Below are 24,763 nucleotides of genomic sequence, written 5' to 3' on the forward strand. Positions count from 1 at the left end.
CAGCAGCCGTCACCACCTCGTCCGCCCTACTCGTCCTTGAGGGTCCACACCGGCGAGTCCTTGGGCGGCAGCGGGCGGATCGACAACTTCGTGAAGTCGATGTCCCCGTCCTCGTCCGCGTCCCCCGTCGGCAGGCGGCCTTCTTCGTCGGCGTGGTAGTACGCGCCATAGGCCCAGAACTCCGGCAGTTCGTGGCACATGAGATCGGGGTACGGGGAGATCTCCAGGTTTCCGTACCTTTCGTTGATCCTCGCCACTGCCTCTGCACGGGAGATCCCGAAACGCTCCGTCATCTCGCCCGCCATCTCGCGAAAATATTCGAGCATTCCTTCGTCGAGCTTCAAAGTGAATTCTGCGGTCACGATGTCGGGGGTCCTAGTCGTCTATGAATTGAATTACTGAACAGTTCGGCCGCCCGGTCTCCGAATATGGCGATCTGGTGCCCCTCGAAGACTGGGTCCCTGCCTCGCAGGAAGGGTTTGGGGTTCATCACCATGGGGCCTTCGACCATCTCGAAGTTGTGGCCTGCGCCTCCCTCACGATGGTGCCTGATGAAGGACGCCAGATCATCGCTCGGGCCATTGAATATCCTACTGCTCAGGTTGTCCAGCTCCGCCCGGGGCACGCGGAAATGGATCACAGCCGGCACATCTCCATTGCGTGCCGCAAGTCTCTTCGACCACTCGAGGGCCTGTCGAGGATCATTGGTCACATAGAAACCCCTGCCGAAGTCCATATTGCGCGTGGAAGCACTGACGTCGATTCCATTCCGCACAATGTTGTCCGCGTGCCGGCCGATCGTCCCGTGATAGAGGTCGACCATGCACGGAGCCTTGAGCCCGAGCGGGTCCGTCCACTGCAGCGGGTTGTTCACATACGCGTGATGGTTCGGTGCCGGTGTGCGCCCCAGCGGATCGGGGCTCAAATAGCGCGCCGTGGCGGGCTCGTAGTAGCGGTGATGGTTGTAGTGCAGTCCGGTTTCCGCGTCGAAGTACTGGCCCGGGAAACGCAGCGGGCAGTCGGCACGGTCACCACCGGCCGGACCGGCCGGAACGCCCCACAGCGTCGACGACCGCGTCCAGACGACGTCTCCCTCCTCGTCGACCAGTTCCGTCGGCGTTCCGATGAGGTCGGTGACGATCGCGTAGAAGCGCTCGTCGATCTCTTCCTGTGACGAGTCCGGCCCCACCGGTCCACTGCCGCGGACCCGCTGGCCGACCGGTGTCGTTCCGCTGCCCCAGTCCCACGACGTACTGACGACGCCGTCCGTCTGCTCCGCGAGCCGATCACCGTCCCAGAAGAAGGTGATCTGCTCGACTACGGTCGGGCCGTCGTCCCCGAGCAGCTGCTTCGCCACGCGCCGGCCGAGCGGATCGTAGACGTAGTGCCAGTGACTGCCGTCCGGGGTGCGGACGTCCGTGAGCTGATCCTCGGCGTTCCACACATAGCGCCACTCGCGCCTGCCGCCGGACAGGAGCTTCGTGACCCGCCGGACCACCCGGCCCTGACCGTCGTGCCGGTAGAACGTACGACCCGCCCGCTCGATGAGGGTGCCCGAGTACGTCCGGTCCCCAGGGCCTGTCTCGGTGGCGTCCACCGGCGCAGACGTGCCGAAGGCGACGAGGTTGCCGAGGTCGTCGTACCGATACGTCTCGTCCCAGCCGGCGCCGCCCCGCGCGGCGGTCACCCGCCCGGCCCGGTCGAGCTCGAAGGACCGCTCGCCCTGGCGGAGGTCGGACATCCCGACAAGGCCGCCGTCGACACTGTGCTGGTAGGTGCGCCGAATCAGCTCGCCCGAGCCGGCCGACCGCACCTGCTGCGTCGTCCGCAGACGATCCGCGTCCCAGTCATGGGTCAGACGTGCCACATCGCCGAGTGCCCGCTCGATCTCGCGTCCCACGACGTCGTACTGGAAGGTGACGTCGTGCCGGCCCAGCCGCTGCACCAGCGAACGCCGCTCGGGCGCGTACGTCCAGCGCGTGACCGCACCGCTCGGCGTCCTCCGAAGGGTGCGGCGCCCTGTGATGTCGTACTCGGTGCGGACCTCCTGACCGTTCCACCGCTCCGCCAGGACCCGCCCCGTCGCATCGTGCTCGATACCGAGTGCGACATCGGTGTTCCGCGCCCCGACGAGCCTGCCGAGCAGGTCGTAGGCATACGTCGTCGTCGCGCCGTCGGCGTCCATGGCCACGACGTTGCCGAGTGAGTCATGGCTGAACGCCGTGACCTGTCCCGCTCCGTTGACACGCTCGACCAGGCGGCCCACCGCGTCGTAGCGGTAGGTCAGTCCGCGGCCGTTGAAGTCCGTCTCGGATGTCAACCGGCCCACGGGGTCGTACTCGTAGCGCCAGACCTGCCCGGCTCCGTTGGTGACACTTCTCAGCCGAAGTTCGGTGTCGTACTCAAAACGCTCCAGCGTCCCGTCCTCGTTCTCGCGCACGGAGCAGAGGTCGAAGTGGGTGTTCTGGTACGTGGTGCGGCGGCCGGTCGACGACGAGTACTCGAGGGGATTGCCCTCGGCGTCGTACGACCAGCGCTCGGTGGTCCCGTTCGGAAGCTGACGCCAGGAGATCTGGCCCTCCACCGTCCAGCCGACCCGGGTGACTCTCCCGAGAGGATCGGTGAGTTCGCTGATCCGGCCGAAGGCGTCCCGTACGAGGGAACTACGCGCGCCCAACGCGTCCCTCGTCCCAACTACCAGGCCGGCGTCGTCGTTGACGACGGTCTGCTGATGGTGGCCGAGCGCGTCCACGACCCCGGTGAGACCACCGCGCTCGTCGAACGTGAAGGAGGTCGTGGCACCGAGCGGGTCGACGACGGCCACGCGGTTGCCGCGCTCGTCGTAGACCGACTCCCATGTGCTGCCGTCCGGTTGCGTCACCTTGGTGACCAGATCGAGTTCGTTGTACTCGGTGGTGACGACACCCGCGTCGGGGCGGACGACTTCCGTGACATTGCCCGCCACGTCATGCCGGTAGCGCGTGGTACGTCCGAGCGGGTCGGTGAGGGCGACCAGTCGGCCGCGATCGTCCCAGGTGCGCGACGTGGTGTGGCCGAGAGGATCGGTCTCGCTGACGGGCCGGTACGCCTCGTCGAAGCTGTACGCCAGGGAATGCCCGAGGGAGTCGGTCGCGACCGTGGTGCGGGTTTCGTCGTCGTAGGCGTAGGCGTAGGCGAGGACTCCGTCGACACCGCCCGAGCGCACACACCGGTCGACGTCGTCGTACGCGTAGCGGTACCAGTCGCCTTGTCTGCTCTGCCAGCCCGTGATCCGCTGCCGGTCGTCGTAGCTGTAGCGCTGAGGCACCGAGGACGAGTCGGTGACACCAGTGAGGCGGCCCTGCTCGTCGTACTCGTAGGCCATGAGGCGCGGTCGGCCGGGAGCGCTGAGCAAGGTGAGGGCGGTGATGCGGTTCGAAGCCGTGGTGATTCCGAGCCGGTAGCCGGAGTGGTGAATCAGCTCTTCCGGGGAGCCGTCGGGGGCGTACCGGACATCGATGGTGTTGCCGTTGCGGTCTTCGATGCCGGCCAGCAGCAGTTCGCCCGCCCCGCCACTCGGTATTCGCTTGAACCGCAGCGTCGTGCCGTTGTCCGGCCGCCACACCGTGATCTCGCCGTCGGGGGTGCCGTCCCAGCTCAACGGCCAGCTGGGGCCGACGATCGGCTGCGCCGGCTCGGCGGCTTCCGGAACCGCGTAGTACAGCACGGTGCCGTCGTCCGCGACGAACCGGATGCCCTCGTCGTCGGCCAGGAGCCGCTGGTCCAGGGTCGATGTCCAGCCGGCTCCGAACCAGCGCCCGGCCTTCACGCCGGTGCGGTGGCTGCGTTCGACGACGAGGGGCAGGACGCCGGGCAGCGAGACGTCCGGTATCGACATCACCATCTGGCCGGTGGCCATGTCGATCGGATCACCGCAGGTGAAGAGGTTCTTCATCTGACGTCCGAGACCCTGTACGCGCGGACCGAGGCCCTTGAGGCCCATGGCCATGCCCTTGAGGCCCACCTTGCCCAGGGATTTCAACCCCTTGGCGAGGCCGCCGAGGCTGGTCAGGCCCTTCATGCCCGGGATGCAGTCCAGCGCCGCGAAGGCCACATCCAACAGGGACGCTTGGCCCTTCATATATTTGTTGAGGGTGTCGGCGAGGACGACGAGCGCCGCGATGAGGACGATCGCGCCGAGAATCGGCCCACCGATGATCAGCGCGATGACACCGAGCACAGCCACGACGACCTTGCAGACCGCGACGATGGTGTCCCAGTTGTCGGTGAACCAGTCCCCGACCTCCTCGTACCACTTCCGGTTCTGAATACCCGCGTCGGAGGCTTCGTCGAGCTTCCGCTTGGCCTCACCGGCCGCGTCCTCGCGCATCTTGCGGGCATCCGCGGCCATCTTCTTCGCGGCATCGAGGGCATTGGAGGCAGAGGTGACATCCGACTGAGCGGACGTCTGCGCGGACTCGGCACTCTGCGCGTCCCTCGTCGCGGCACGGACCTTGGACTCGTCCGGCTTCGGTACGTCCTTGCCGGCGTCCTTGTCCTCCTTGTACTTGTCCGCCTCCTTGTTGGCCCGGGTGACCCACGAATCGGCAGAGGAGAGACGGGACTTGGCGGAGGAGAGATCGGCCTGAGCCTCCCGCCCCTGGGCGAGAGCCTTGTCGGCGAGGGCTTGGGCGCGCTCCAACTGCGGCCAGTACGCCGTGAGCGCGTCCCCCGCCAGGTCGTACGACCTCTTCAGTTTCTTCAAGTTCTTCGGCACACCCGAGAACTCGTCCCGGAACACCTCAGCCGTCTTGCCCACCATCGACAGGACGGCATCCTCACCCGCCATCCCCTGCACCAGGCGAAGCGCGTCCTGCACATCGTCCGCGAAGTCATGCAGGCTCTTCGCCAACGACTTCACCCGGACCGGGTCCCCCGGCGTCGGATCCTTCTCCAGGTCCAACACATGCCAGCCCGTCGGCCGATAGCCCGCCACGCCGCAACCCCCGTCACAACCGCCCCGTACGAAACCGTACGCACCAGCGAATTTACTAGGCGTCGGCATCCCTCGCATGCAAGAAGAGTTCGGATCCCGAGGTCAGGCCTGCCAGTCGAGGCCAGTCAAGCTGCTGTTCAGGGACTCCGACGGAGTGTCCGTCGGCAGGCGCACTCGGCCCGAGCAACCCACTGCACGCGCCCCACAGCATCCGCGAGGAGTTTCCCCGCCGCTCCCCTCCTGTTCGCCGGGTACGGCTACCTTCGCCTCGCCCGGTCCGGTACAGGAGAGGCCCATCCATGAGCACCCCGATCCACCGCACCTCGCCACGGCAGTCCGCGGCCATCCTGACGGCGGCCCAGCAGCGCCGGGAAGGGAGCCGGACCGGGAGTACGTCCGCACGCTCGACGGAGCACGCCCTCCTCGCGATGCAGTCCCGCGCCGGCAACCGGGCCACGACCGCGGCGGTTCAGCGCGCCCGGGACACGGCCCGGGACACGGCCAGAGACCCCGCCCGAGACCCCGCCTCAGGCCCTTCCCGGGACACCGAGAGAGACAGCGCGGCGGAGAACGGCGGCGCGTCCGCCGGAGCGAAGAGCGCCGGAGCGAAGAAGAACTACCGCGACCGGATCGCCGCGCTCCTCGACAGGTTCAAGAAGAATCTCGAACCCATCGACACCTTCATCAAGGGCTTCCAGACCCCCACCAACGCGGCCTTCACCCAGCAGGCCGCCGTCTCGGCCAATGAGGGCCTCAAGCACTCCACCGCCGCCTCGGGGACCTCCGCGGCGTCGGGGAACCTCCTCACGGAGGCCGCCGGCACCGTGGTCAGTGGCATGGACGCGTACAAGAACATGAAGGACGCCAAGAAGCACGAGACCGGGGCCCACCACCACACGGCGAAGAAGAAGGCCAGGACCAAGGGGGCGGACGCGGTTGTCGGCGCCGCCAACTCGGGAAGCTACAGCGCCGCCATCGCCAAGGAGGTGACCAAGGTCCAGAAGGCGGCGAACGCCGCGGTGGCGTCCGAGGCGAGCGGTATCGCCAGCGCCTCCATCGGCGCGATCAAGGGCATGCGGTCCGCCTTCCGCGTCGGCGGGGCGGCCACCAAGTACCGGCAGATCAAGAAGTTGGGAGACCCCCACGTCGTCCAGGCAGGGTCACTGGCCCGGCTGAACGAGTCGCGGGAGCAGGCCGGCTGGGCCGCCGCGGAGGCCTACGTCGCACTGGACGCCTACTGGGCCCACGACGGCCCGGAACGGCTGGAGCTCGTCTCCGAGGCCATCGACGCCGCCTGGGAGGCGATGGGCGAGGCCCGTGACGCCGCCGAGACCCTCCAGCACGCCGAACAAGACGTGGAAAAGCTGAGCACCGTGCAGGGGTACGCGAAGAAGAAGCAGCTCACCAAGATGGGCAAGGAGACGGTCAGCGGCGGGGGCGAGTCCACCAAGGCCGCGGCCGGCATCGTGACGGCGGTCGCGGCGGGAACGGTCGGACTCGCGAGCAACCCGGTCGGATGGGGCCTCGCCGGGGCCGGGGCCGGCCTCGTCCTCGGCGTCACCCTGTACAAGGCGCTCCGCGCCGCCACGAAGCGCTACGAAGAGGTTCACCACCCCGAGCGCTGGGCGGCGAAGGGCGAGACCCCCGCGGAGGCCGCGTCCCGCAAGGAGTCACTGCAGCATGCCCTGAAGTTCTGGAAGAAGGTGTCGAAGGGCGAACGCCAGGCCATGGCGCGCGAGATCTACGCCCTGGCGGCGGGTCCCGACATCTCCGGGAGCGGCGGCACGACGGCCGAGATGCGGGAGTCCGCCAGATCCCTGCTCATCGCTCTCAAGTCCGGCCCCGCCAAGCACAAGCTGGAGCCGGAAGCGTGGGCTGAGACCCTCAACGACCCGGCGAAGACCGGCGGTTGGATCGCGGAGATAGCGGAACAGCTGGCCTCGGGGTGACCAGCCCCGTGCCGTGTCCCGCCGCCACCGGCCCCCGGAACTTCCCGTCCCGGTAAACGGCAGACCGGTCCCGCACGACGTCGAAGCTCTTCAAAGAACTTCGGGAGAACCCCACCAAACCCAACCCGGCCCTCCGCCTGAGGGCCGCGCCAGGCACCTCGTCAGCCTCGTTCCGGCACCACGTCAGCACCGCGAGGCCGCGTCGCCCACAAGGGTGACAATCACCAACTCAGCTGGATTTCCGTCCGGTTGGCGGACATGTGCTCGCCCCGCGACAACCGAGACACCCAGCAAGCCATTCAGCGAGACAACTCCAGAACAAACGACTGGGTCGGCAAGATGCGCGACTACGCCCTCGGCGACTGGACGATCTCGACGGAGAACCTGCCGCGCTACGCGGACAAGGAGAAGGTCAAGCCCGAGGGCAGTCAAGCCCGAGGGCACCGGCTGACACAGCCCCTGGTCGACGTCAACGCCCCTCCGCCAGCCCTTCCCGCACAGCCCCATGAGCCGGCTTCCGCCCGAAGTCCTCCCCCGTCAGCGTCGCCGCCCCCTGCCCCGCGAAAACCCCGGGCACCCACGAGTACTTGTCCGTGAACCCCCACACGGTGAAGGACCTGCAGCTCCGCGCCCCCAGGCAGGCGTCCAGCAGCCTCCGGAAGTACGTGGCCTGTGTGGCGAGCTTCTCCTCATCCACCGGCAGGATCATCCGGACGTCCACCTCGGTGAAAGCGGTCTGCATGCCCAGCCGTTCGAACCGCGCGAGGTTCCCCGGCACGTCCCCCGGGAACCCGTACTGGATCGCCAGGTGTCCCTGGATACCGAAGCCCTGCACCGGAACGCCCTCCGCCCGCAGCCGCTTCGCCAGGTCGTAGTAGGCCGTGGACTTCGCGTTGACGCCCTCCACGTTGTAGTCGTTCAGGAAGAGCTTCGCCTTCGGGTCCGCCGCGTGCGCCCAGCGGAAGGCGTCGGCGATGTAGGACGGGCCGAGTTTCTGCAGCCAGATCGAGTTCCGCAGCGAACCGTCCTCCTCGAAGACCTCGTTCACCACGTCCCACTGCTGGATCTTCCCCTTGTACCGCTTGACCTCCGTGGTGACGTGCTTGCGCAGGATCCCCCGAAGCTCCTCTGCCCCGATCGAACCGTCCGCCACCCCTGCCGTCAGCCATCCCGGCAACTGGCTGTGCCACACCAGCGTGTGGCCGCGGACCACCTGCCCCCGCTCGCGCGCGAACCGCACCAGCGCGTCCGCCCCCGACCAGTCGTACGTCCCCCGCGCCGGCTCCACGACCTCCCACTTCATGACGTTCTCAGCGGTGACGGAGTTGAACTCGCGCCCGGTCGTCCGTCGGTACGCCTCGTCGTCGGCCAGCGCCGCCATGTCCACGGCCGTGCCGATGCGCAGGCCGGCGCGGTCGGCGAGCGCCCGCAGCGGAGCCGTTCCCGAGCGGCCGAAACCCTGCGGAGTCTCGTCGGCCGTGGCCGTCCCGACGCCCGCCACCAGCAGTGTCGCGCTCAGCAGCCCGACCAGGGGCATGCGGAAGTACTTCATGTGCGGTCCCTCCAAGGAGTACGAACGAGTACGGCTCAGCGGATGCGGTGGCTCTCCGGCGGTCCCAGATACGTGGGCTCCAGCCCGCCCGTGTCGATCACCAGGCGTTGCAGCACCACCGTCGGGTCGACCGTCCAGAACTTCAGCCGGTGCACCCCGGCCGCCCCGATCATGTGGCGCGTAGACGTGCGGTTGACGTTGTCCGAGGTGTTGCGGGCCCACTCGATGTCCATCAGGCCGTCGTCGGCTCCGGTGGCCGCGTGGATGTCGACGGTCTGCGGCGCGTCCCCGTCGAACGAGATCCCGTACTTCAGTCCGCCCGTCGGCAGGGCCGGGTTGCGCGGTGGCAGATAGACCCACACCGTGACCGGCCCCGCGGACAGCAGGCTCACCTCGTACTCCAGCCGGGGGGACGAGCCGCCCGGCGTGCGCCGCGGAGCGGTCACCGGCCACGGCGTCACGCCCGCGCCCGTGCGGCCGATCCCGTCGATACGGCGCCATGTGCCCACCGAGCGCGTGAAGTGCTCGGCGTCGAGGGCGACGTACCCGCCCGCCTCCACGAACCCCCGCAGCCCGCTCGCCGGCGGCCGCTCGGCGATCACCGCGACCGTGACCGTCGCCCCGGCCCCCTCCACGGTCACCGACGCCTCGGTCCGCCCCCGCGGCGCCTTCGCCCAGTCGACGGTCAGCACGGCCCGCACCTGCTGGTCGACCCGGCCCCGCGGCCGGTCGACCACGAGCCACGGCACATGGGAGGTGATCCGGTAGTCGAAGGCCTCCCGGCCCCGGTTGAAGACCTCGATGTACTGGTCGGGCCGGGTCTGGTACGGGCTGAAGACAGGCAGTACGGGCGCGCCCGACGACCCACCCGGCCACCACTCCCCCGACTCCGTCCCGTCCACCGCCACGCCCATCGAGGCCCCCGCCGGCACGTCGATCCGCTTCACCGCCGGGAAGATCTCGTCGGGCAGCGCCACGTTGTTCCGCTCGGGCTGCTGCCAGGGCGCGTTCGGCCCGTACCGTTCCACGTCCCCGTACCCGATGTGCGGCTGCGTCTGGAAACCCCGCCACTTGCCGCCCGCCACCCGGGAGTTGAAGCGCTCGGCGAGTGCGAAGTCACGGGCCAGCCCGGCCTCCGCCTCGGCCGCCAGGCCGTTGGTCGCGGCCCGCCCCTGCCCGGCGTACAGCAGGTTGGTGAACTCCGCCTCCCGCAGCCCGTACAGGTTGGCCGTCGCCTCCACCTCGTACCCGACCAGCTCGAACCAGGCGTCCTGGTCCCCGGCGGGAAGTCTTCGGCCGATCCGCTCCGCGTCCTTCCCCAGCCGCCGCCACTCCTGCGTGACCCGCTCCAGTTCGCGATGACCGAAGTGGAAAGGCGTCTCCCGGTCGTCGTACACGACCTTCCCGTCGACCAGCGTGATCCTGCGGTTCAGCAGTTCGGGCTTGCGGCGCGACTGGAGCTGCGCGTATCTCGCCAGCACCTCGGCGATCGCCTCCGCCTGCGCCGCGCCGAAGTTCTGGGCCGCGTACCGCCGCTCCCACTCCCCGATGCTCTCCAGCGGCCAGCGTTCCGGGTTCCAGGCGTGGTCGAGGAAGAACTCCGTCGGCAGTTCGTTGCCCTTGAGGTCGCCGACGTTCGTGACCCACAGTTCGCGGTTCCCGTACTCGACCGCCTGGTGGAGCTGGTCCCACAGGTTCGGCAGCGACGTGGTGTCCACCCACTTGTAGTTGCGGCCGACGCCGACGTAGTCGAAGTGGTAGTAGAGCCCGTAGCCTCCGGCCCGCGCGGCCTCCGCCGGATCCGGATGCTTGCGGATGTTCCCCCAGTTGTCGTCGGTGAGCACGACCGTCACGTCGTCCGGCGCGCGCAGGCCGCGGTCCCAGTAGCGCTGGACCTCCTTGTAGAGCGTCCACACCTGCGGGGTCTCGGAGGCCGGGCGGCCGGTGACGTCCTCGATGATCGATCTCTGCGTCGCGATGATCTCCTGCATCAGTTCGATGGCGTCGCCGTCCGGCAGGCTCGTGTCGCCGTTCCCGCGCATCCCGAGCGTGACGACGCCTTCGAAGTCCTGGTCGGTCATGCGCTCGATGCCGTCGCGCCAGTACGCCTTGACGGCCTCCGCGTTCCGCCGGAACGACCACTCCCCCGTACCGCCGTACGGGTCCCGCCCCGGCGTCACGATGTTCCCCGCGCTGTCCCGCACGGCGGGCACCGCGTGCCGGTTCCACTCCTCGATGCCCCGCATCATCGGCGCCTCATGAGACGTGCCCATGACAATCCCGTACGCCTTCGCCCGTGCGTGGTTCTCCGGGTCGTCCTCCGCGAACGCCCTCCCCCACACCGCCGGCCACAGGTAGTTCGCCTTCAGCCGCAGCAGTACCTCGAAGACCTTCGCGTAGAAGTCCGCGGTGAAGCCGCCGGCATGCCCGGGCGCCTTGCCCGGCCCGAAGAAGGCGGGCGCCCACGTCCCCAGCGCAGGGTTCTCGTCGTTGATGAAGATCCCCCGGTACTTCACCGCGGGTGTGCCCTGGCTGAAGCGCCCCGGCAGCACGTACACCGCACTGCGGCGCACCGGACGCACGTCGTCCCACCAGTACCAGGGCGAGACCCCGATCCCGTACGAGACGTCGTACGCCCCGAAGATCGTGCCGCGCGGATCGCTGCCGGCCACCACGAACGCCCGCTCCACCCCCGGCATCGGCCGCTCGACCACGGTCTGCAGCGAGGTCTCCCACTTGCCGCGGATCCCGCGGACGTCGAGCTTTCCGGCCGCGACCAGCCCGTCGATCAGCGGACTGCGCCCGACCGTCCCCACCAGGACGATCTCCCGCGCCACCGAGGAGCCGGGCCGCACGCCCGTGACCCGCTCGATGTCGTCACGGAGGTCGCCCGCGACCCGTACGACTCCGGGGTGGTCGTCGGCGCTGACCACGACCGGCGCGCCCACCAGCGGGAACGCGCCCGGCTTCGGCGAGAAGGAGATGTACGCCCCCGGGTCGGTCGGGGCCCCAGGCGCGTCCTGCGCCCGTGCGACCCCGGACAGACCGGGCACCGCGGGCAACGCCACCAGCCCGGTCCCCGCCCCTAGAACGGCTCTACGGCTGACGCCTCCAGACATGCCACACCCCTCGAACGTGTCGTCGTCCCGAATTTGCTCAGCGGCATGACAAATGGTGGAGGGAGTGACCCCTGAGGGGAATGGGTCGTAGACGTCGAATAGTTTCGTAACGAATCATTTCGACGCGCGCTCCAGGGGCCGTCCGGGCACGGCAAAGGGGCCCGTACGACCGGAGTCGTACGGGCCCCTTCAAGGAGCTCAGCTGATGCTGGAGCTACCAGGCGTCAAGCCCGACAGGTAGGTGAAACCTACTTGTTGATCTTGGTGACCTGGCCGGCGCCCACGGTCCGGCCACCCTCACGGATGGCGAACTTCAGGCCCTCCTCCATGGCGACGGGCTGGATGAGCTCAACGGTCATCTCAGTGTTGTCGCCCGGCATCACCATCTCGGTGCCGTCGGGAAGGGTCACAACACCGGTCACGTCAGTCGTACGGAAGTAGAACTGGGGACGGTAGTTGTTGAAGAACGGCGTGTGACGGCCACCCTCGTCCTTGGACAGGATGTACGCCTGGGCCTCGAACGAGGTGTGCGGCGTGACCGAGCCGGGCTTGATGATGACCTGGCCGCGCTCGACGTCCTCGCGCTTGATGCCACGGAGGAGCAGACCGACGTTCTCACCGGCCTGGCCCTCGTCGAGCAGCTTGCGGAACATCTCGATGCCGGTGACCGTGGTGGTGGTCTTCTCGGTCTTGATGCCGACGATGTCGACGGTCTCGTTGACCTTGAGGACACCACGCTCGATACGACCGGTGACGACCGTGCCACGACCGGTGATCGTGAAGACGTCCTCGATGGGCATGAGGAACGGCTTGTCGACGTCACGCTCGGGCTGCGGGATGGACTCGTCGACGGCCTTCATCAGGTCGAGGACGGACTTGCCCCACTCCGCGTCACCCTCGAGGGCCTTGAGCGCCGAGACCTTGACGACCGGCAGGTCGTCGCCCGGGAACTCGTACTCGGAGAGGAGCTCACGGACCTCGAGCTCGACGAGCTCCAGGATCTCCTCGTCGTCCACCATGTCGGCCTTGTTCAGGGCGACGACGATGTACGGAACGCCGACCTGGCGGGCCAGGAGCACGTGCTCCTTGGTCTGCGGCATCGGGCCGTCCGTGGCGGCGACGACGAGGATGGCGCCGTCCATCTGCGCCGCACCCGTGATCATGTTCTTGATGTAGTCCGCGTGACCCGGGCAGTCGACGTGGGCGTAGTGCCGCGTCTCGGTCTGGTACTCGACGTGCGCGATCGAGATCGTGATACCGCGCTGGCGCTCTTCGGGAGCCTTGTCGATCTGGTCGAAGGCCGAGGCCTCGTTCAGGTCCGGGTACGCGTCGTGCAGCACCTTGGTAATGGCGGCCGTGAGGGTCGTCTTACCGTGGTCGATGTGACCGATGGTGCCGATGTTGACGTGCGGCTTAGTCCGCTCGAACTTTGCCTTCGCCACTGAATCCTCCTGCGGAGTGGTTCTGGTACGCCTTACTCATCGGCGCCAGGTGATCTTTGCTGGGATGCCGCCCGCGGGACCCTCCCCGGACAGGACGATCCCTCGTCCCCCCGGTTCGGGGCCCTGCGGTCGGTGTCAAGCCTAAAGCGTGCAAACGGTGTGTGTTACTCGCCCTTGGCCTTCGCGATGATCTCCTCGGCGACGTTCCGGGGAACCTCGGCGTAGGAGTCGAACTGCATCGAGTAGCTTGCGCGACCCGAGGTCTTGCTGCGGAGGTCGCCGACGTAGCCGAACATCTCCGAGAGGGGCACGAGGCCCTTCACGACGCGGGCACCGGCACGCTCCTCCATGGCCTGGATCTGGCCACGGCGGGAGTTGATGTCGCCGATGACCTCGCCCATGTAGTCCTCGGGCGTGGTGACCTCGACGGCCATCATCGGCTCGAGCAGCACGGGGCTGGCCTTGCGCGCGGCCTCCTTGAAGGCCTGCGAACCGGCGATCTTGAAGGCGAGCTCGGAGGAGTCGACCTCGTGGTAGGCACCGTCGAGAAGCGTGATGCGGACACCCGTCATCTCGTACCCGGCGAGGATGCCGAACTGCATGGCCTCCTGCGCACCGGCGTCCACCGACGGGATGTACTCCCGCGGGATACGGCCACCGGTCACCTTGTTCACGAACTCGTACGCCGGACCGTCGGTCTCGGTGATGGGCTCGATCGCGATCTGCACCTTGGCGAACTGACCGGTACCACCGGTCTGCTTCTTGTGGGTGTAGTCCACGCGCTCGACGGCCTTGCGGATCGTCTCACGGTAGGCGACCTGCGGCTTACCGACGTTGGCCTCGACCTTGAACTCACGGCGCATACGGTCGACCAGCACCTCGAGGTGCAGCTCGCCCATACCGCCGATGATGGTCTGGCCGGTCTCCTCGTCCGAGTGAACCTGGAAGGAGGGGTCCTCCTCCGCGAGACGCTGGATGGCTACACCCAGCTTCTCCTGGTCACCCTTGGACTTGGGCTCGATGGCGACCTGAATGACCGGCGCCGGGAAGTCCATGGACTCCAGGATGACCGGGTTCTTGTCGTCCGAGAGCGTCTCACCGGTGGTGGTCTGCTTCAGGCCCATCACGGCGACGATGTCGCCGGCGCCCACCGACTCGATCTCCTCACGCTTGTTCGCGTGCATGCGGTAGATCTTGCCGATGCGCTCCTTCTTGCCCTTGACGGAGTTCAGCACGGCGGTGCCGGACTCCAGGCGGCCCGAGTAGACCCGGACGAAGGTGAGCTTGCCCAGGTGCGGGTCGCTCATGATCTTGAACGCGAGGGCGGACAGCGGCTCGTCCACGGACGGCTTGCGCTTGATGACGACCTCGGGGTCCTTGACGTCGTGGCCTTCGATGGCCTCCACGTCGAGGGGGGTCGGCAGGTAGCGCACGACCGCGTCGAGCAGGGGCTGGACGCCCTTGTTCTTGAACGCGGTGCCACAGAACACCGGGGTGACCGTGGTGTCGTTGGACTTGCCGGACGCGATGGTGATGCGACGGATCGCGGCGTACAGCTGCTCCTCGGTGGGCTCCTGGCCCTCCAGGTACAGCTCCATGATCTCTTCGTCGTTCTCCGCGACGGCCTCGATCAGCAGACCGCGGTACTCCTCGGCCGCCTCGGTGTGCGTGGCCGGGATGTCGACGACGTCGTACATCTCGCCCTTCGCCGCCTCGGCGGACCACACGAGCGCCTTCATGCGGACCAGGTCCACAACGCCCTTGAAGTCCATCTCGGCACCGATCGGAAGCTGCATGACCAGGGGCTGCGCACCGAGGCGGTCCTTGATCATGTCGACGCAGCGGTGGAACTCCGCGCCGGTCCGGTCGAGCTTGTTCACGAAGCAGATACGCGGCACGCCGTAGCGGTCGGCCTGACGCCACACGGTCTCGGACTGCGGCTCGACACCGGCGACACCGTCGAACACCGTGACGGCACCGTCGAGGACGCGGAGCGAACGCTCCACCTCGACCGTGAAGTCGACGTGCCCGGGGGTGTCGATGATGTTGATCGTGTAGTCGTTGTCCTCGAGCGGCCAGTGACAGGTGGTCGCAGCAGAGGTGATCGTGATGCCACGCTCCTGCTCCTGCTCCATCCAGTCCATGGTGGCAGCGCCGTCGTGGACCTCACCGATCTTGTAGCTGACGCCGGTGTAGAAGAGGATCCGCTCGGTGGTGGTCGTCTTGCCCGCGTCGATGTGGGCCATGATCCCGATGTTGCGGACCTTGGCCAGGTCAAGTGAAGTGGTAGCCATAAGGCTTCGGTCTTCTCTCGGTCTCGATGTGGGTTGCGACTACCAGCGGTAGTGCGCGAAGGCCTTGTTGGACTCGGCCATCTTGTGGGTGTCCTCGCGCTTCTTCACAGCGGCACCAAGGCCGTTGGACGCGTCGAGAAGTTCGTTGAGCAGACGCTCGGTCATGGTCTTCTCGCGACGGGCGCGGGAGTAACCGACCAGCCAGCGCAGCGCCAGGGTGCTCGCGCGGCCGGGCTTGACCTCGACCGGCACCTGGTAGGTGGCGCCACCGACACGGCGGGACTTGACCTCGAGGGTCGGCTTGATGTTCTCCAGAGCGCGCTTCAGCGTGATGACCGGGTCGTTGCCGGTCTTCTCGCGCAGGCCCTCCATGGCGCCGTAGACGATGCGCTCGGCGGTGGAGCGCTTGCCGTTCAGCAGCACCTTGTTGATGAGCGACGTGACAAGAGGAGAACCGTAGACCGGGTCGATGATGACCGGGCGCTTCGGGGCGGGGCCCTTACGAGGCATTTCTACTTCTCCTTCTTGGCGCCGTAGCGGCTGCGGGCCTGCTTGCGGTTCTTGACACCCTGGGTGTCCAGGGAACCTCGGATGATCTTGTAGCGAACACCCGGCAGGTCCTTCACACGGCCACCACGCACGAGCACGATGGAGTGCTCCTGCAGGTTGTGTCCCTCACCCGGAATGTAAGCGGTGACTTCGATCCCGCTGGTCAGACGCACACGCGCGACCTTACGCAGGGCCGAGTTCGGCTTCTTCGGGGTGGTCGTGAACACACGCGTGCAGACGCCGCGACGCTGGGGCGAACCCTCGAGTGCGGGCGTCTTGTTCTTCTCGACCTTGTCCTGCCGGCCCTTCCGGACCAGCTGCTGGATCGTAGGCACTACTTCTCCGGTTTCTGTGTGCCGAATGGTGAAGCTAACCTGGAACACCGCCGACCCACGCGGTCGGGTGTGTCGAATACTGCAGATTCCCGCCGCAAGGCGGGAGGGGCGCAGATTGCGGTGGCCGGTGACGACTCCCCTAGTGCGGTTGAAGGCACGCACGGGAGCCAGGGCACACCCCAGGCACAAGGTCTGAGCGTACCTACCTCATACGCTGCGGTCAAAACAAATGGGCAGCGCTCACTACCCTGAGCGGACCATGCCAAGCGTCCGCCCCCGCTGTGATCTTCCTCAGAGCGCCAGGAGCGCGGCGAGCAGCAGGGTCAGCACCAGCGCCCAGCCCGCGGTGGACACCCATCCGAAGACCAGCCCGGTGAGCGCGAGACCGTCGCCGCCCTCGCCCGTCCGCCGGATCTCGGAGCGGGCGGTGTGGCCCAGGATCACCGCGGGAATCCCGGTGAGCCCGACCGTCACCAGGCAGAGCACACCGCAGATCGCCGACCCGACGGCCTTCTCGTTGGTCCTCTGCGCCACAGCGGGCAGGAACGTCCGTGGTACGGGCCCGAAGGCCGCCGGCAGCGGTACGGGCCCCTGAGGCAGGTCGGCCACCAGAAGGGCCAGCTCGCCCACCGTACGGGCCTCGTACGCCCGCGCCACCCGCTTCTCGAACTCGGGCTGCTGCATCCGCCCCTCGCCGAAGCCCGCTCTGAGCACGTCCACGGCACGCTCCCGGTCGGCGTTCGAGGCGAGCATCGAGTGCCCGGCCTGCTCCTGCCGGGAACGCGGACTGTTCCACCCCTGCCCCGGCTGCCACGGCGACGGATACGACACGGGAGCACCTCCCCCGGACTGGCTGGGTCTCCATCATGCGCCAACACGGCATTTCCGGCACAGGGCCTGCACCGCATGGATACGACGACTTCCCCCGGACCGTCCGAGGACACCATCCCAGACACCGGCCGGCACGCCGAAGGGCGGCCACCCCACCGGGGTGACCGCCCTTCGACTCAAGCAGACGCTCGCTTACTGGTTGTACGGACCGTAGTCGTAGTCCTCCAGCGGAACGGCCTGGCCGGAGCCCGTGCCGAACGGCGAGTAGTCGATGTCGTCGTAGCCGACGGCCGAGTACATCGCGGCCTTGGCCTCCTCGGTCGGCTCGACCCGGATGTTGCGGTAGCGGGACAGACCCGTACCGGCCGGGATGAGCTTACCGATGATGACGTTCTCCTTGAGGCCGATCAGGGAGTCGGACTTGGCGTTGATCGCCGCGTCCGTCAGAACCCTGGTCGTCTCCTGGAAGGACGCCGCCGACAGCCACGACTCGGTGGCCAGCGACGCCTTGGTGATACCCATCAGCTGCGGACGGCCGGAGGCCGGGTGGCCGCCTTCCTGGACCACACGACGGTTCTCGGTCTCGAACTTCGACCGCTCGACGAGCTCGCCGGGCAGCAGCTCCGCGTCGCCCGACTCGATGATCGTCACGCGGCGGAGCATCTGCCGGATGATGATCTCGATGTGCTTGTCGTGGATCGACACGCCCTGCGAGTTGTAGACCCGCTGGACTTCGCCGACCAGGTGGACCTGGACGGCACGCTGACCCAGGATGCGCAGCACGTCGTGCGGGTTGGTGGCACCCACGGTGAGCTTCTGGCCCACCTCGACGTGGTCGCCCTCGCCCACCAGCAGACGGGCACGCTTCGAGATCGGGAACGCCGTCTCGTCGCTGCCGTCGTCGGGGGTGACGACGAGCTTCTTGGTCTTCTCGGTCTCCTCGATCCGCACGCGGCCGGAGGCCTCGGAGATCGGGGCGACACCCTTCGGCGTACGAGCCTCGAAGAGCTCGACGACACGGGGCAGACCCTGGGTGATGTCGTCACCGGCCACACCACCGGTGTGGAAGGTACGCATCGTCAGCTGCGTGCCGGGCTCACCGATGGACTGGGCGGCGATGATGCCGACCGCCTCACCGATGTCGACCAGCTTGCCGGTGGCCAGCGAACGGCCGTAGCACATGGCGCAGGTACCGACGGCGGACTCGCAGGTCAGGACCGAACGGGTCTTGACCTCCTCGATGCCGTGCTTGACGAGCTCGTCGATGAGGACGTCGCCGAGGTCGGTGTTGGCCGGGGCCAGCACCCGCCCGTCGACGGTGATGTCCTCGGCCAGCGCACGTGCGTACACGCTGGTCTCGACGTTCTCCGCCTTGCGCAGGACGCCGTCGGCGCCGCGCTCGGCGATCTCCAGACGCAGACCGCGGTCGGTGCCGCAGTCCTCCTCGCGAATGATGACGTCCTGCGAGACGTCGACCAGACGACGGGTGAGGTAACCCGAGTCGGCGGTACGCAGGGCGGTGTCCGCCAGACCCTTACGGGCACCGTGCGTGGAGATGAAGTACTCCAGCACGGACAGGCCCTCACGGAAGGACGCCTTGATGGGACGAGGGATCGTCTCGTTCTTGGCGTTCGACACCAGACCACGCATACCGGCGATCTGACGCATCTGCATCATGTTTCCGCGAGCGCCCGAGTTCACCATCATGGAGACCGGGTTGGTCTTCGGGAAGTTCGCGTTCATCGCCTCGGCGACCTCGTTGGTCGCCTTGGTCCAGATCGCGATGAGCTCCTGCGTGCGCTCGTCCTTGGTGATCAGACCACGCTCGTACTGCTTCTGGACCTTCTCGTCCTGGTCCTCGTAGCCCTTGACGATCGCGCGCTTCGCGTCGGGAACGACGATGTCGGAGATGGCCACGGTGACGCCGGAACGGGTCGCCCAGAAGAAGCCGGAAGCCTTCAGGTTGTCGAGCGTCGCCGCCACGATGACCTTGGGGTACCGCTCGGCGAGGTCGTTGACGATCTCGGAGAGCTGCTTCTTGCCGACCTCGTAGTCGACGAACGGGTAGTCCTCGGGCAGCAGCTCGTTGAAGAGCGCGCGGCCCAGGGTGGTGTTCAGGCGGAAGGTGTCACCCTGCTGCCACTCCGGCTCGCCCTCCTCACGCGCCGGCGGGGTCCAGCCGCGCGGCGGGATGGTGCCCACCGGGAAGCGGATGTCCACGCGCGACTGCAGCGAGAGCTCGCCGGCGTCGAACGCCATGATCGCCTCGGCCGAGGAGCCGAAGGACCGGCCCTCGCCCTTGACGTCCCGCAGCTCGCCGTCGGTGGTGAGGAAGAACAGACCGAGGACCATGTCCTGGGTCGGCATCGTCACCGGACGGCCGTCGGCGGGCTTGAGGATGTTGTTCGAGGACAGCATCAGGATGCGGGCCTCGGCCTGCGCCTCCGCGGAGAGCGGCAGGTGCACGGCCATCTGGTCACCGTCGAAGTCCGCGTTGAACGCGGTGCAGACGAGCGGGTGGATCTGGATGGCCTTGCCCTCGACCAGCTGCGGCTCGAAGGCCTGGATGCCGAGGCGGTGCAGGGTGGGCGCACGGTTCAGCAGAACCGGGTGCTCGGCGATGACCTCTTCGAGGACGTCGTACACGACCGTGCGGCCGCGCTCCACCATGCGCTTGGCGCTCTTGATGTTCTGCGCGTGGTTCAGGTCGACCAGGCGCTTCATCACGAACGGCTTGAAGAGCTCCAGCGCCATCGCCTTCGGCAGACCGCACTGGTGCAGCTTCAGCTGCGGACCGACGACGATCACGGAACGCGCGGAGTAGTCCACACGCTTGCCGAGCAGGTTCTGACGGAAACGACCCTGCTTGCCCTTGAGCATGTCGCTCAGGGACTTCAGCGGGCGGTTGCCGGGACCGGTGACGGGGCGACCACGACGACCGTTGTCGAAGAGGGCGTCCACGGCCTCCTGGAGCATGCGCTTCTCGTTGTTCACGATGATCTCGGGCGCGCCGAGGTCGAGAAGCCGCTTCAGGCGGTTGTTCCGGTTGATCACACGGCGGTACAGGTCGTTCAGGTCGGAGGTCGCGAAGCGGCCACCGTCCAGCTGCACCATCGGGCGAAGGTCCGGCGGGATGACCGGCACGCAGTCGAGCACCATGCCCTTGGGGCTGTTGCTGGTCTGCAGGAACGCGGAGACGACCTTGAGGCGCTTGAGCGCACGGGTCTTCTTCTGGCCCTTGCCGGTACGGATGATCTCGCGGAGGCGCTCGGCCTCCTCGTCGAGGTCGAAGGACTCCAGGCGCTTCTGCAGCGCCGCGGCACCCATCGAACCGTCGAAGTACGTGCCGAAACGGTCACGCAGCTCGCGGTAGAGGAGCTCGTCACCTTCGAGGTCCTGGACCTTGAGGTTCTTGAAGCGGGTCCACACCTCGTCGAGACGGTCGATCTCGCGCTGCGCACGGTCACGCAGCTGCTTCATCTCGCGCTCGGCACCTTCGCGCACCTTGCGGCGCACGTCGGCCTTGGCGCCCTCGGCCTCGAGCTCGGCCAGGTCGGTCTCGAGCTTCTTGGCGCGGGCCTCCAGGTCGGAGTCGCGACGGTTCTCGACCTGCTGCCGCTCGACGGAGACGTGCGCCTCCAGCGAGGGCAGGTCACGCGTACGGCGCTCGTCGTCGACGTACGTGATCATGTACGCGGCGAAGTAGATGACCTTCTCGAGGTCCTTCGGGGCGAGGTCGAGCAGGTAGCCCAGCCGCGACGGAACGCCCTTGAAGTACCAGATGTGGGTGACGGGAGCGGCAAGCTCGATGTGGCCCATCCGCTCACGACGCACCTTGGCGCGAGTGACCTCGACGCCACAGCGCTCGCAGATGATGCCCTTGAAGCGGACGCGCTTGTACTTGCCGCAGTAGCACTCCCAGTCCCGGGTCGGACCGAAGATCTTCTCGCAGAAGAGTCCGTCCTTCTCGGGCTTGAGGGTGCGGTAGTTGATGGTCTCCGGCTTCTTGACCTCACCGTGGGACCACTGACGAATGTCGTCAGCGGTAGCAAGGCCGATCCGCAGCTCGTCGAAGAAGTTGACGTCGAGCACTTGTCGTCAATCCCTCTTTCGGGGTCGATTCTTCACTGGTCTGACTGGGGTCCGGGGTTGGTTAGCCGGGGCTCTTGTTCAGGGAGCCCCGGCCAGACCCGTCAGACCTCTTCGACGCTGCTCGGCTCACGCCGGGACAGGTCGATACCGAGCTCCTCCGCGGCGCGGAAGACGTCCTCGTCCGTGTCGCGCATCTCGATGGACATGCCGTCCGAGGACAGCACCTCCACGTTGAGGCAGAGCGACTGCATTTCCTTGATGAGCACCTTGAAGGACTCGGGAATGCCGGGCTCAGGAATGTTCTCGCCCTTGACGATGGCCTCGTAGACCTTCACGCGGCCGGTCACGTCGTCGGACTTGATGGTCAGCAGCTCCTGGAGGGCGTACGCGGCGCCATAAGCCTCCAGCGCCCACACCTCCATCTCACCGAAGCGCTGGCCACCGAACTGGGCCTTACCACCCAGCGGCTGCTGGGTGATCATCGAGTACGGACCGGTCGACCGGGCGTGGAGCTTGTCGTCGACCAGGTGGTGGAGCTTGAGGATGTACATGTAGCCGACCGAGACGGGCTCGGGGAACGGCTCGCCGGATCGGCCGTCGAACAGCGGCGCCTTACCGGTCGGGAGCACCATGCGTGATCCGTCGCGGTTCGGGATCGTGTGCTGCAGCAGACCGGCCAGCTCGTCCTCACGCGCACCGTCGAAGACGGGGGTGGCGACGTTGGTGCCGGGCTCGACCTTGTCGGCCTCGATGGCCTGGAGGCGCTGCGCCCAGTCGTCCGCGAGGCCGGAGACGTCCCAGCCGCGGCTGGCGAGCCAGCCGAGGTGGATCTCCAGGACCTGCCCCGGGTTCATTCGGGACGGGACACCCAGCGGGTTGAGGATGATGTCGACCGGCGTGCCGTCCTCAAGGAAGGGCATGTCCTCGATCGGAAGGATCTTGGAGATGACACCCTTGTTGCCGTGACGGCCGGCGAGCTTGTCACCGTCCGTGATCTTGCGCTTCTGCGCCACGTAGACCCGAACCAGCTGGTTCACGCCCGGCGGCAGCTCGTCGCCCTCTTCACGGTCGAAGACGCGGACGCCGATGACCTTGCCGATCTCGCCGTGCGGCACCTTCAGCGAGGTGTCGCGCACCTCGCGCGCCTTCTCACCGAAGATCGCACGGAGCAGGCGCTCCTCCGGGGTCAGCTCGGTCTCACCCTTGGGCGTGACCTTGCCGACCAGGATGTCGCCGGCGACGACCTCGGCACCGATACGGATGATGCCGCGCTCGTCGAGGTCGGCGAGGACCTCCTCGGAGACGTTCGGGATGTCCCGGGTGATCTCCTCGGGGCCGAGCTTGGTGTCACGGGCGTCGACCTCGTGCTCCTCGATGTGGATCGAGGAGAGGACGTCGTCCTGCACGAGGCGCTGCGACAGGATGATCGCGTCCTCGTAGTTGTGACCCTCCCACGGCATGAAGGCGACGAGCAGGTTCTTGCCCAGCGCCATCTCGCCTTCCTGGGTGGCCGGACCGTCGGCGAGAACCTGGTTCTCGACGACCCGGTCGCCCTCGTGGACGACAACCTTCTGGTTGACCGAGGTGCCCTGGTTGGAGCGCGAGAACTTCGCGACGCGGTACGTGGTGTACGTGCCGTCGTCGTTGGCGACGGTGACGTAGTCCGCGGAGACCTCCTGGACCACACCCGCCTTCTCGGCCTTGATGACGTCACCGGCGTCGACGGCGCAGCGGTACTCCATGCCGGTACCGACGAGGGGGGCCTCGGCGGTGATCAGCGGCACGGCCTGGCGCATCATGTTCGCGCCCATGAGGGCACGGTTGGCGTCGTCGTGCTCGAGGAACGGGATCATGGCGGTCGCGACCGACACCATCTGGCGCGGCGAGACGTCCATGTAGTCGACGTCGTCACCGGGGACGTAGTCGACCTCTCCGCCACGACGGCGGACCAGGACGCGGGCCTCCTCGAACCGGAAGTCGTCGCCGAGCGGCGCGTTGGCCTGGGCGATGACGAAGCGGTCCTCCTCGTCGGCGGTCAGGTAGTCGACCTCGTCGGTGACGACACCGTCGGTGACCCGGCGGTACGGCGTCTCGACGAAACCGAACGCGTTGACCCGGCCGTAGGAGGCGAGCGAGCCGATCAGGCCGATGTTCGGGCCTTCGGGGGTCTCGATCGGGCACATGCGGCCGTAGTGCGAGGGGTGCACGTCACGGACCTCGAAGCCGGCCCGCTCACGGGAGAGACCACCCGGGCCAAGAGCCGACAGACGGCGCTTGTGGGTGAGACCCGACAGCGGGTTGTTCTGGTCCATGAACTGCGACAGCTGGCTGGTGCCGAAGAACTCCTTGATGGAGGCGACGACCGGCCGGATGTTGATCAGGGTCTGCGGCGTGATCGCCTCGACGTCCTGGGTCGTCATGCGCTCACGCACGACGCGCTCCATACGAGCCAGACCCGTACGGACCTGGTTCTGGATGAGCTCGCCGACGTTGCGCAGACGACGGTTGCCGAAGTGGTCGATGTCGTCGGTCTCGACGACGATCGAGGTGCCGTTGTCACCAACGGTCTCGGTCTCACCGGCGTGCAGCTTCACCAGGTACTTGATCGTCGAGATGATGTCCTCGACGGTCAGGATCCCGGCGTCCAGCGGGGCCTCGCTGCCCAGCTTCTTGTTGACCTTGTAACGGCCGACCTTGGCGAGGTCGTAGCGCTTGGGGTTGAAGTAGAGGTTCTCGAGCAGCGTCTGCGCGGCCTCACGGGTCGGCGGCTCGCCCGGACGCAGCTTGCGGTAGATGTCGAGCAGCGCGTCGTCCTGGCCCTGGGTGTGGTCCTTCTCCAGGGTGGCGCGCATGGACTCGTACTCGCCGAACTCCTCGAGGATCTGCTCGGTCGTCCAACCGAGAGCCTTGAGCAGGACGGTGACGGACTGCTTGCGCTTGCGGTCGATGCGGACACCGACCATGTCGCGCTTGTCGATCTCCATCTCCAGCCAGGCACCCCGGGACGGGATGACCTTGGAGGAGAAGATGTCCTTGTCGGACGTCTTGTCGATGGAGGAGTCGAAGTAGACACCCGGCGAGCGGACCAGCTGGGACACCACGACACGCTCGGTGCCGTTGATGACGAAGGTGCCCTTGTTGGTCATGAGCGGGAAGTCGCCCATGAAGACCGTCTGGGACTTGATCTCGCCGGTCTCGTTGTTGGTGAACTCGGCAGTGACGAAGAGGGGCGCGGAGTACGTGAAGTCGCGCTCCTTGCACTCGTCGATGGAGTTCTTGGGAGGCTCGAAGCGGTGGTCGCGGAACGTCAGGGACATCGACCCTGAGAAGTCCTCGATCGGGGAGATCTCCTCGAAGATCTCCTCGAGACCGGACTTGGTGGGGACGTCCTGTCCGCTGTCCAGAGCCGCCTCGACACGAGCCTTCCACGCGGCGTTGCCGAGCAGCCAGTCGAAGCTTTCGGTCTGCAGCGCAAGAAGGTTCGGAACCTCGAGGGGCTCCTTGATCTTTGCAAAGGAGATGCGCAGCGGGGCGGTGCTGGCGCCGTTGTTCGTATTCGCGGTCGAGGCAGTGCGCGAGGCGGCCAAGAGGGGGTCCTTCCGAGGGCTCGGACTCACTACGCGCG

12 protein-coding genes are annotated in these 24,763 nt (G+C 67.3%); 1 reads left to right on the plus strand and 11 read right to left on the minus strand.

Annotated features, from left to right (window positions below; genetic code table 11):
- Nucleotides 1-26: 26 nt before the first annotated feature.
- On the minus strand, nt 27-362 hold the full coding sequence (locus tag KUF83_RS14545) for a hypothetical protein (RefSeq protein WP_217455084.1): 336 nt from the start codon (nt 360-362) through the stop codon (nt 27-29).
- Complete coding sequence (locus tag KUF83_RS14550; protein ID WP_217455085.1) at nt 359-4,975, minus strand: RHS repeat-associated core domain-containing protein; 4,617 nt, start codon at nt 4,973-4,975, stop codon at nt 359-361. The genes KUF83_RS14545 and KUF83_RS14550 overlap by 4 nt, the downstream gene beginning before the upstream one ends.
- A 299-nt stretch (nt 4,976-5,274) precedes the next feature.
- Here KUF83_RS14550 and KUF83_RS14555 point away from each other — a divergent pair, with 299 nt between their 5' ends.
- Nucleotides 5,275-6,924, plus strand: a complete 1,650-nt coding sequence (locus tag KUF83_RS14555) for a hypothetical protein (protein WP_217455086.1) — start codon at nt 5,275-5,277, stop codon at nt 6,922-6,924.
- A gap of 469 nt (nt 6,925-7,393) precedes the next feature.
- On the opposite strand, the gene KUF83_RS14560 is transcribed toward KUF83_RS14555, so the two are convergent.
- The 9 genes from KUF83_RS14560 to rpoB form a co-directional block, all read right to left on the minus strand.
- Nucleotides 7,394-8,476 carry an endo-1,4-beta-xylanase gene (locus KUF83_RS14560; protein ID WP_254643845.1) on the minus strand — a complete coding sequence of 361 codons (1,083 nt, stop codon included), beginning with the start codon at nt 8,474-8,476 and terminating at the stop codon, nt 7,394-7,396.
- 35 nt (nt 8,477-8,511) lie between these two features.
- Nucleotides 8,512-11,595 carry a glycosyl hydrolase 115 family protein gene (locus KUF83_RS14565; protein ID WP_217455087.1) on the minus strand — a complete coding sequence of 1,028 codons (3,084 nt, stop codon included), beginning with the start codon at nt 11,593-11,595 and terminating at the stop codon, nt 8,512-8,514.
- A gap of 248 nt (nt 11,596-11,843) precedes the next feature.
- Nucleotides 11,844-13,037: an elongation factor Tu gene (gene tuf, locus KUF83_RS14570; RefSeq protein WP_217455088.1), complete on the minus strand. Its 1,194-nt coding sequence runs from the start codon at nt 13,035-13,037 to the stop codon at nt 11,844-11,846.
- Nucleotides 13,038-13,201: 164 nt separating this feature from the next.
- Entirely contained in the window at nt 13,202-15,331 is a 2,130-nt protein-coding gene (gene fusA, locus KUF83_RS14575) for an elongation factor G (RefSeq protein ID WP_217455089.1), read from the minus strand.
- A 39-nt stretch (nt 15,332-15,370) separates the two neighbouring features.
- On the minus strand, nt 15,371-15,841 hold the full coding sequence (gene rpsG, locus KUF83_RS14580) for a 30S ribosomal protein S7 (protein WP_030345396.1): 471 nt from the start codon (nt 15,839-15,841) through the stop codon (nt 15,371-15,373).
- Nucleotides 15,842-15,843: 2 nt separating this feature from the next.
- On the minus strand, nt 15,844-16,215 hold the full coding sequence (gene rpsL, locus KUF83_RS14585; RefSeq protein ID WP_003948652.1) for a 30S ribosomal protein S12: 372 nt from the start codon (nt 16,213-16,215) through the stop codon (nt 15,844-15,846).
- 291 nt (nt 16,216-16,506) lie between these two features.
- Entirely contained in the window at nt 16,507-17,046 is a 540-nt protein-coding gene (locus tag KUF83_RS14590) for a DUF1707 and DUF4190 domain-containing protein (protein WP_217455090.1), read from the minus strand.
- Nucleotides 17,047-17,238: 192 nt separating this feature from the next.
- On the minus strand, nt 17,239-21,138 hold the full coding sequence (locus KUF83_RS14595) for a DNA-directed RNA polymerase subunit beta' (protein WP_217455091.1): 3,900 nt from the start codon (nt 21,136-21,138) through the stop codon (nt 17,239-17,241).
- A gap of 101 nt (nt 21,139-21,239) precedes the next feature.
- A complete protein-coding gene (gene rpoB, locus KUF83_RS14600; RefSeq protein WP_217455092.1) occupies nt 21,240-24,725 on the minus strand; it encodes a DNA-directed RNA polymerase subunit beta in 3,486 nt (1,161 codons plus the stop codon).
- Between the last annotated feature and the right edge of the window lie 38 nt (nt 24,726-24,763).

The organism is Streptomyces sp. BV286, assembly GCF_019090165.1.
Classification (GTDB): domain Bacteria; phylum Actinomycetota; class Actinomycetes; order Streptomycetales; family Streptomycetaceae; genus Streptomyces.

Bases quoted from the DNA above. Each gene is read 5' to 3' on its own strand.
- KUF83_RS14555 (WP_217455086.1), top strand. From the start codon at position 5,275: ATGAGCACCCCGATCCACCGCACCTCGCCACGGCAGTCCGCGGCCATC.
- KUF83_RS14560 (WP_254643845.1), bottom strand. From the start codon at position 8,476: ATGAAGTACTTCCGCATGCCCCTGGTCGGGCTGCTGAGCGCGACACTG.
- KUF83_RS14565 (WP_217455087.1), bottom strand. From the start codon at position 11,595: ATGTCTGGAGGCGTCAGCCGTAGAGCCGTTCTAGGGGCGGGGACCGGG.
- fusA (WP_217455089.1), bottom strand. From the start codon at position 15,331: ATGGCTACCACTTCACTTGACCTGGCCAAGGTCCGCAACATCGGGATC.
- rpsG (WP_030345396.1), bottom strand. From the start codon at position 15,841: ATGCCTCGTAAGGGCCCCGCCCCGAAGCGCCCGGTCATCATCGACCCG.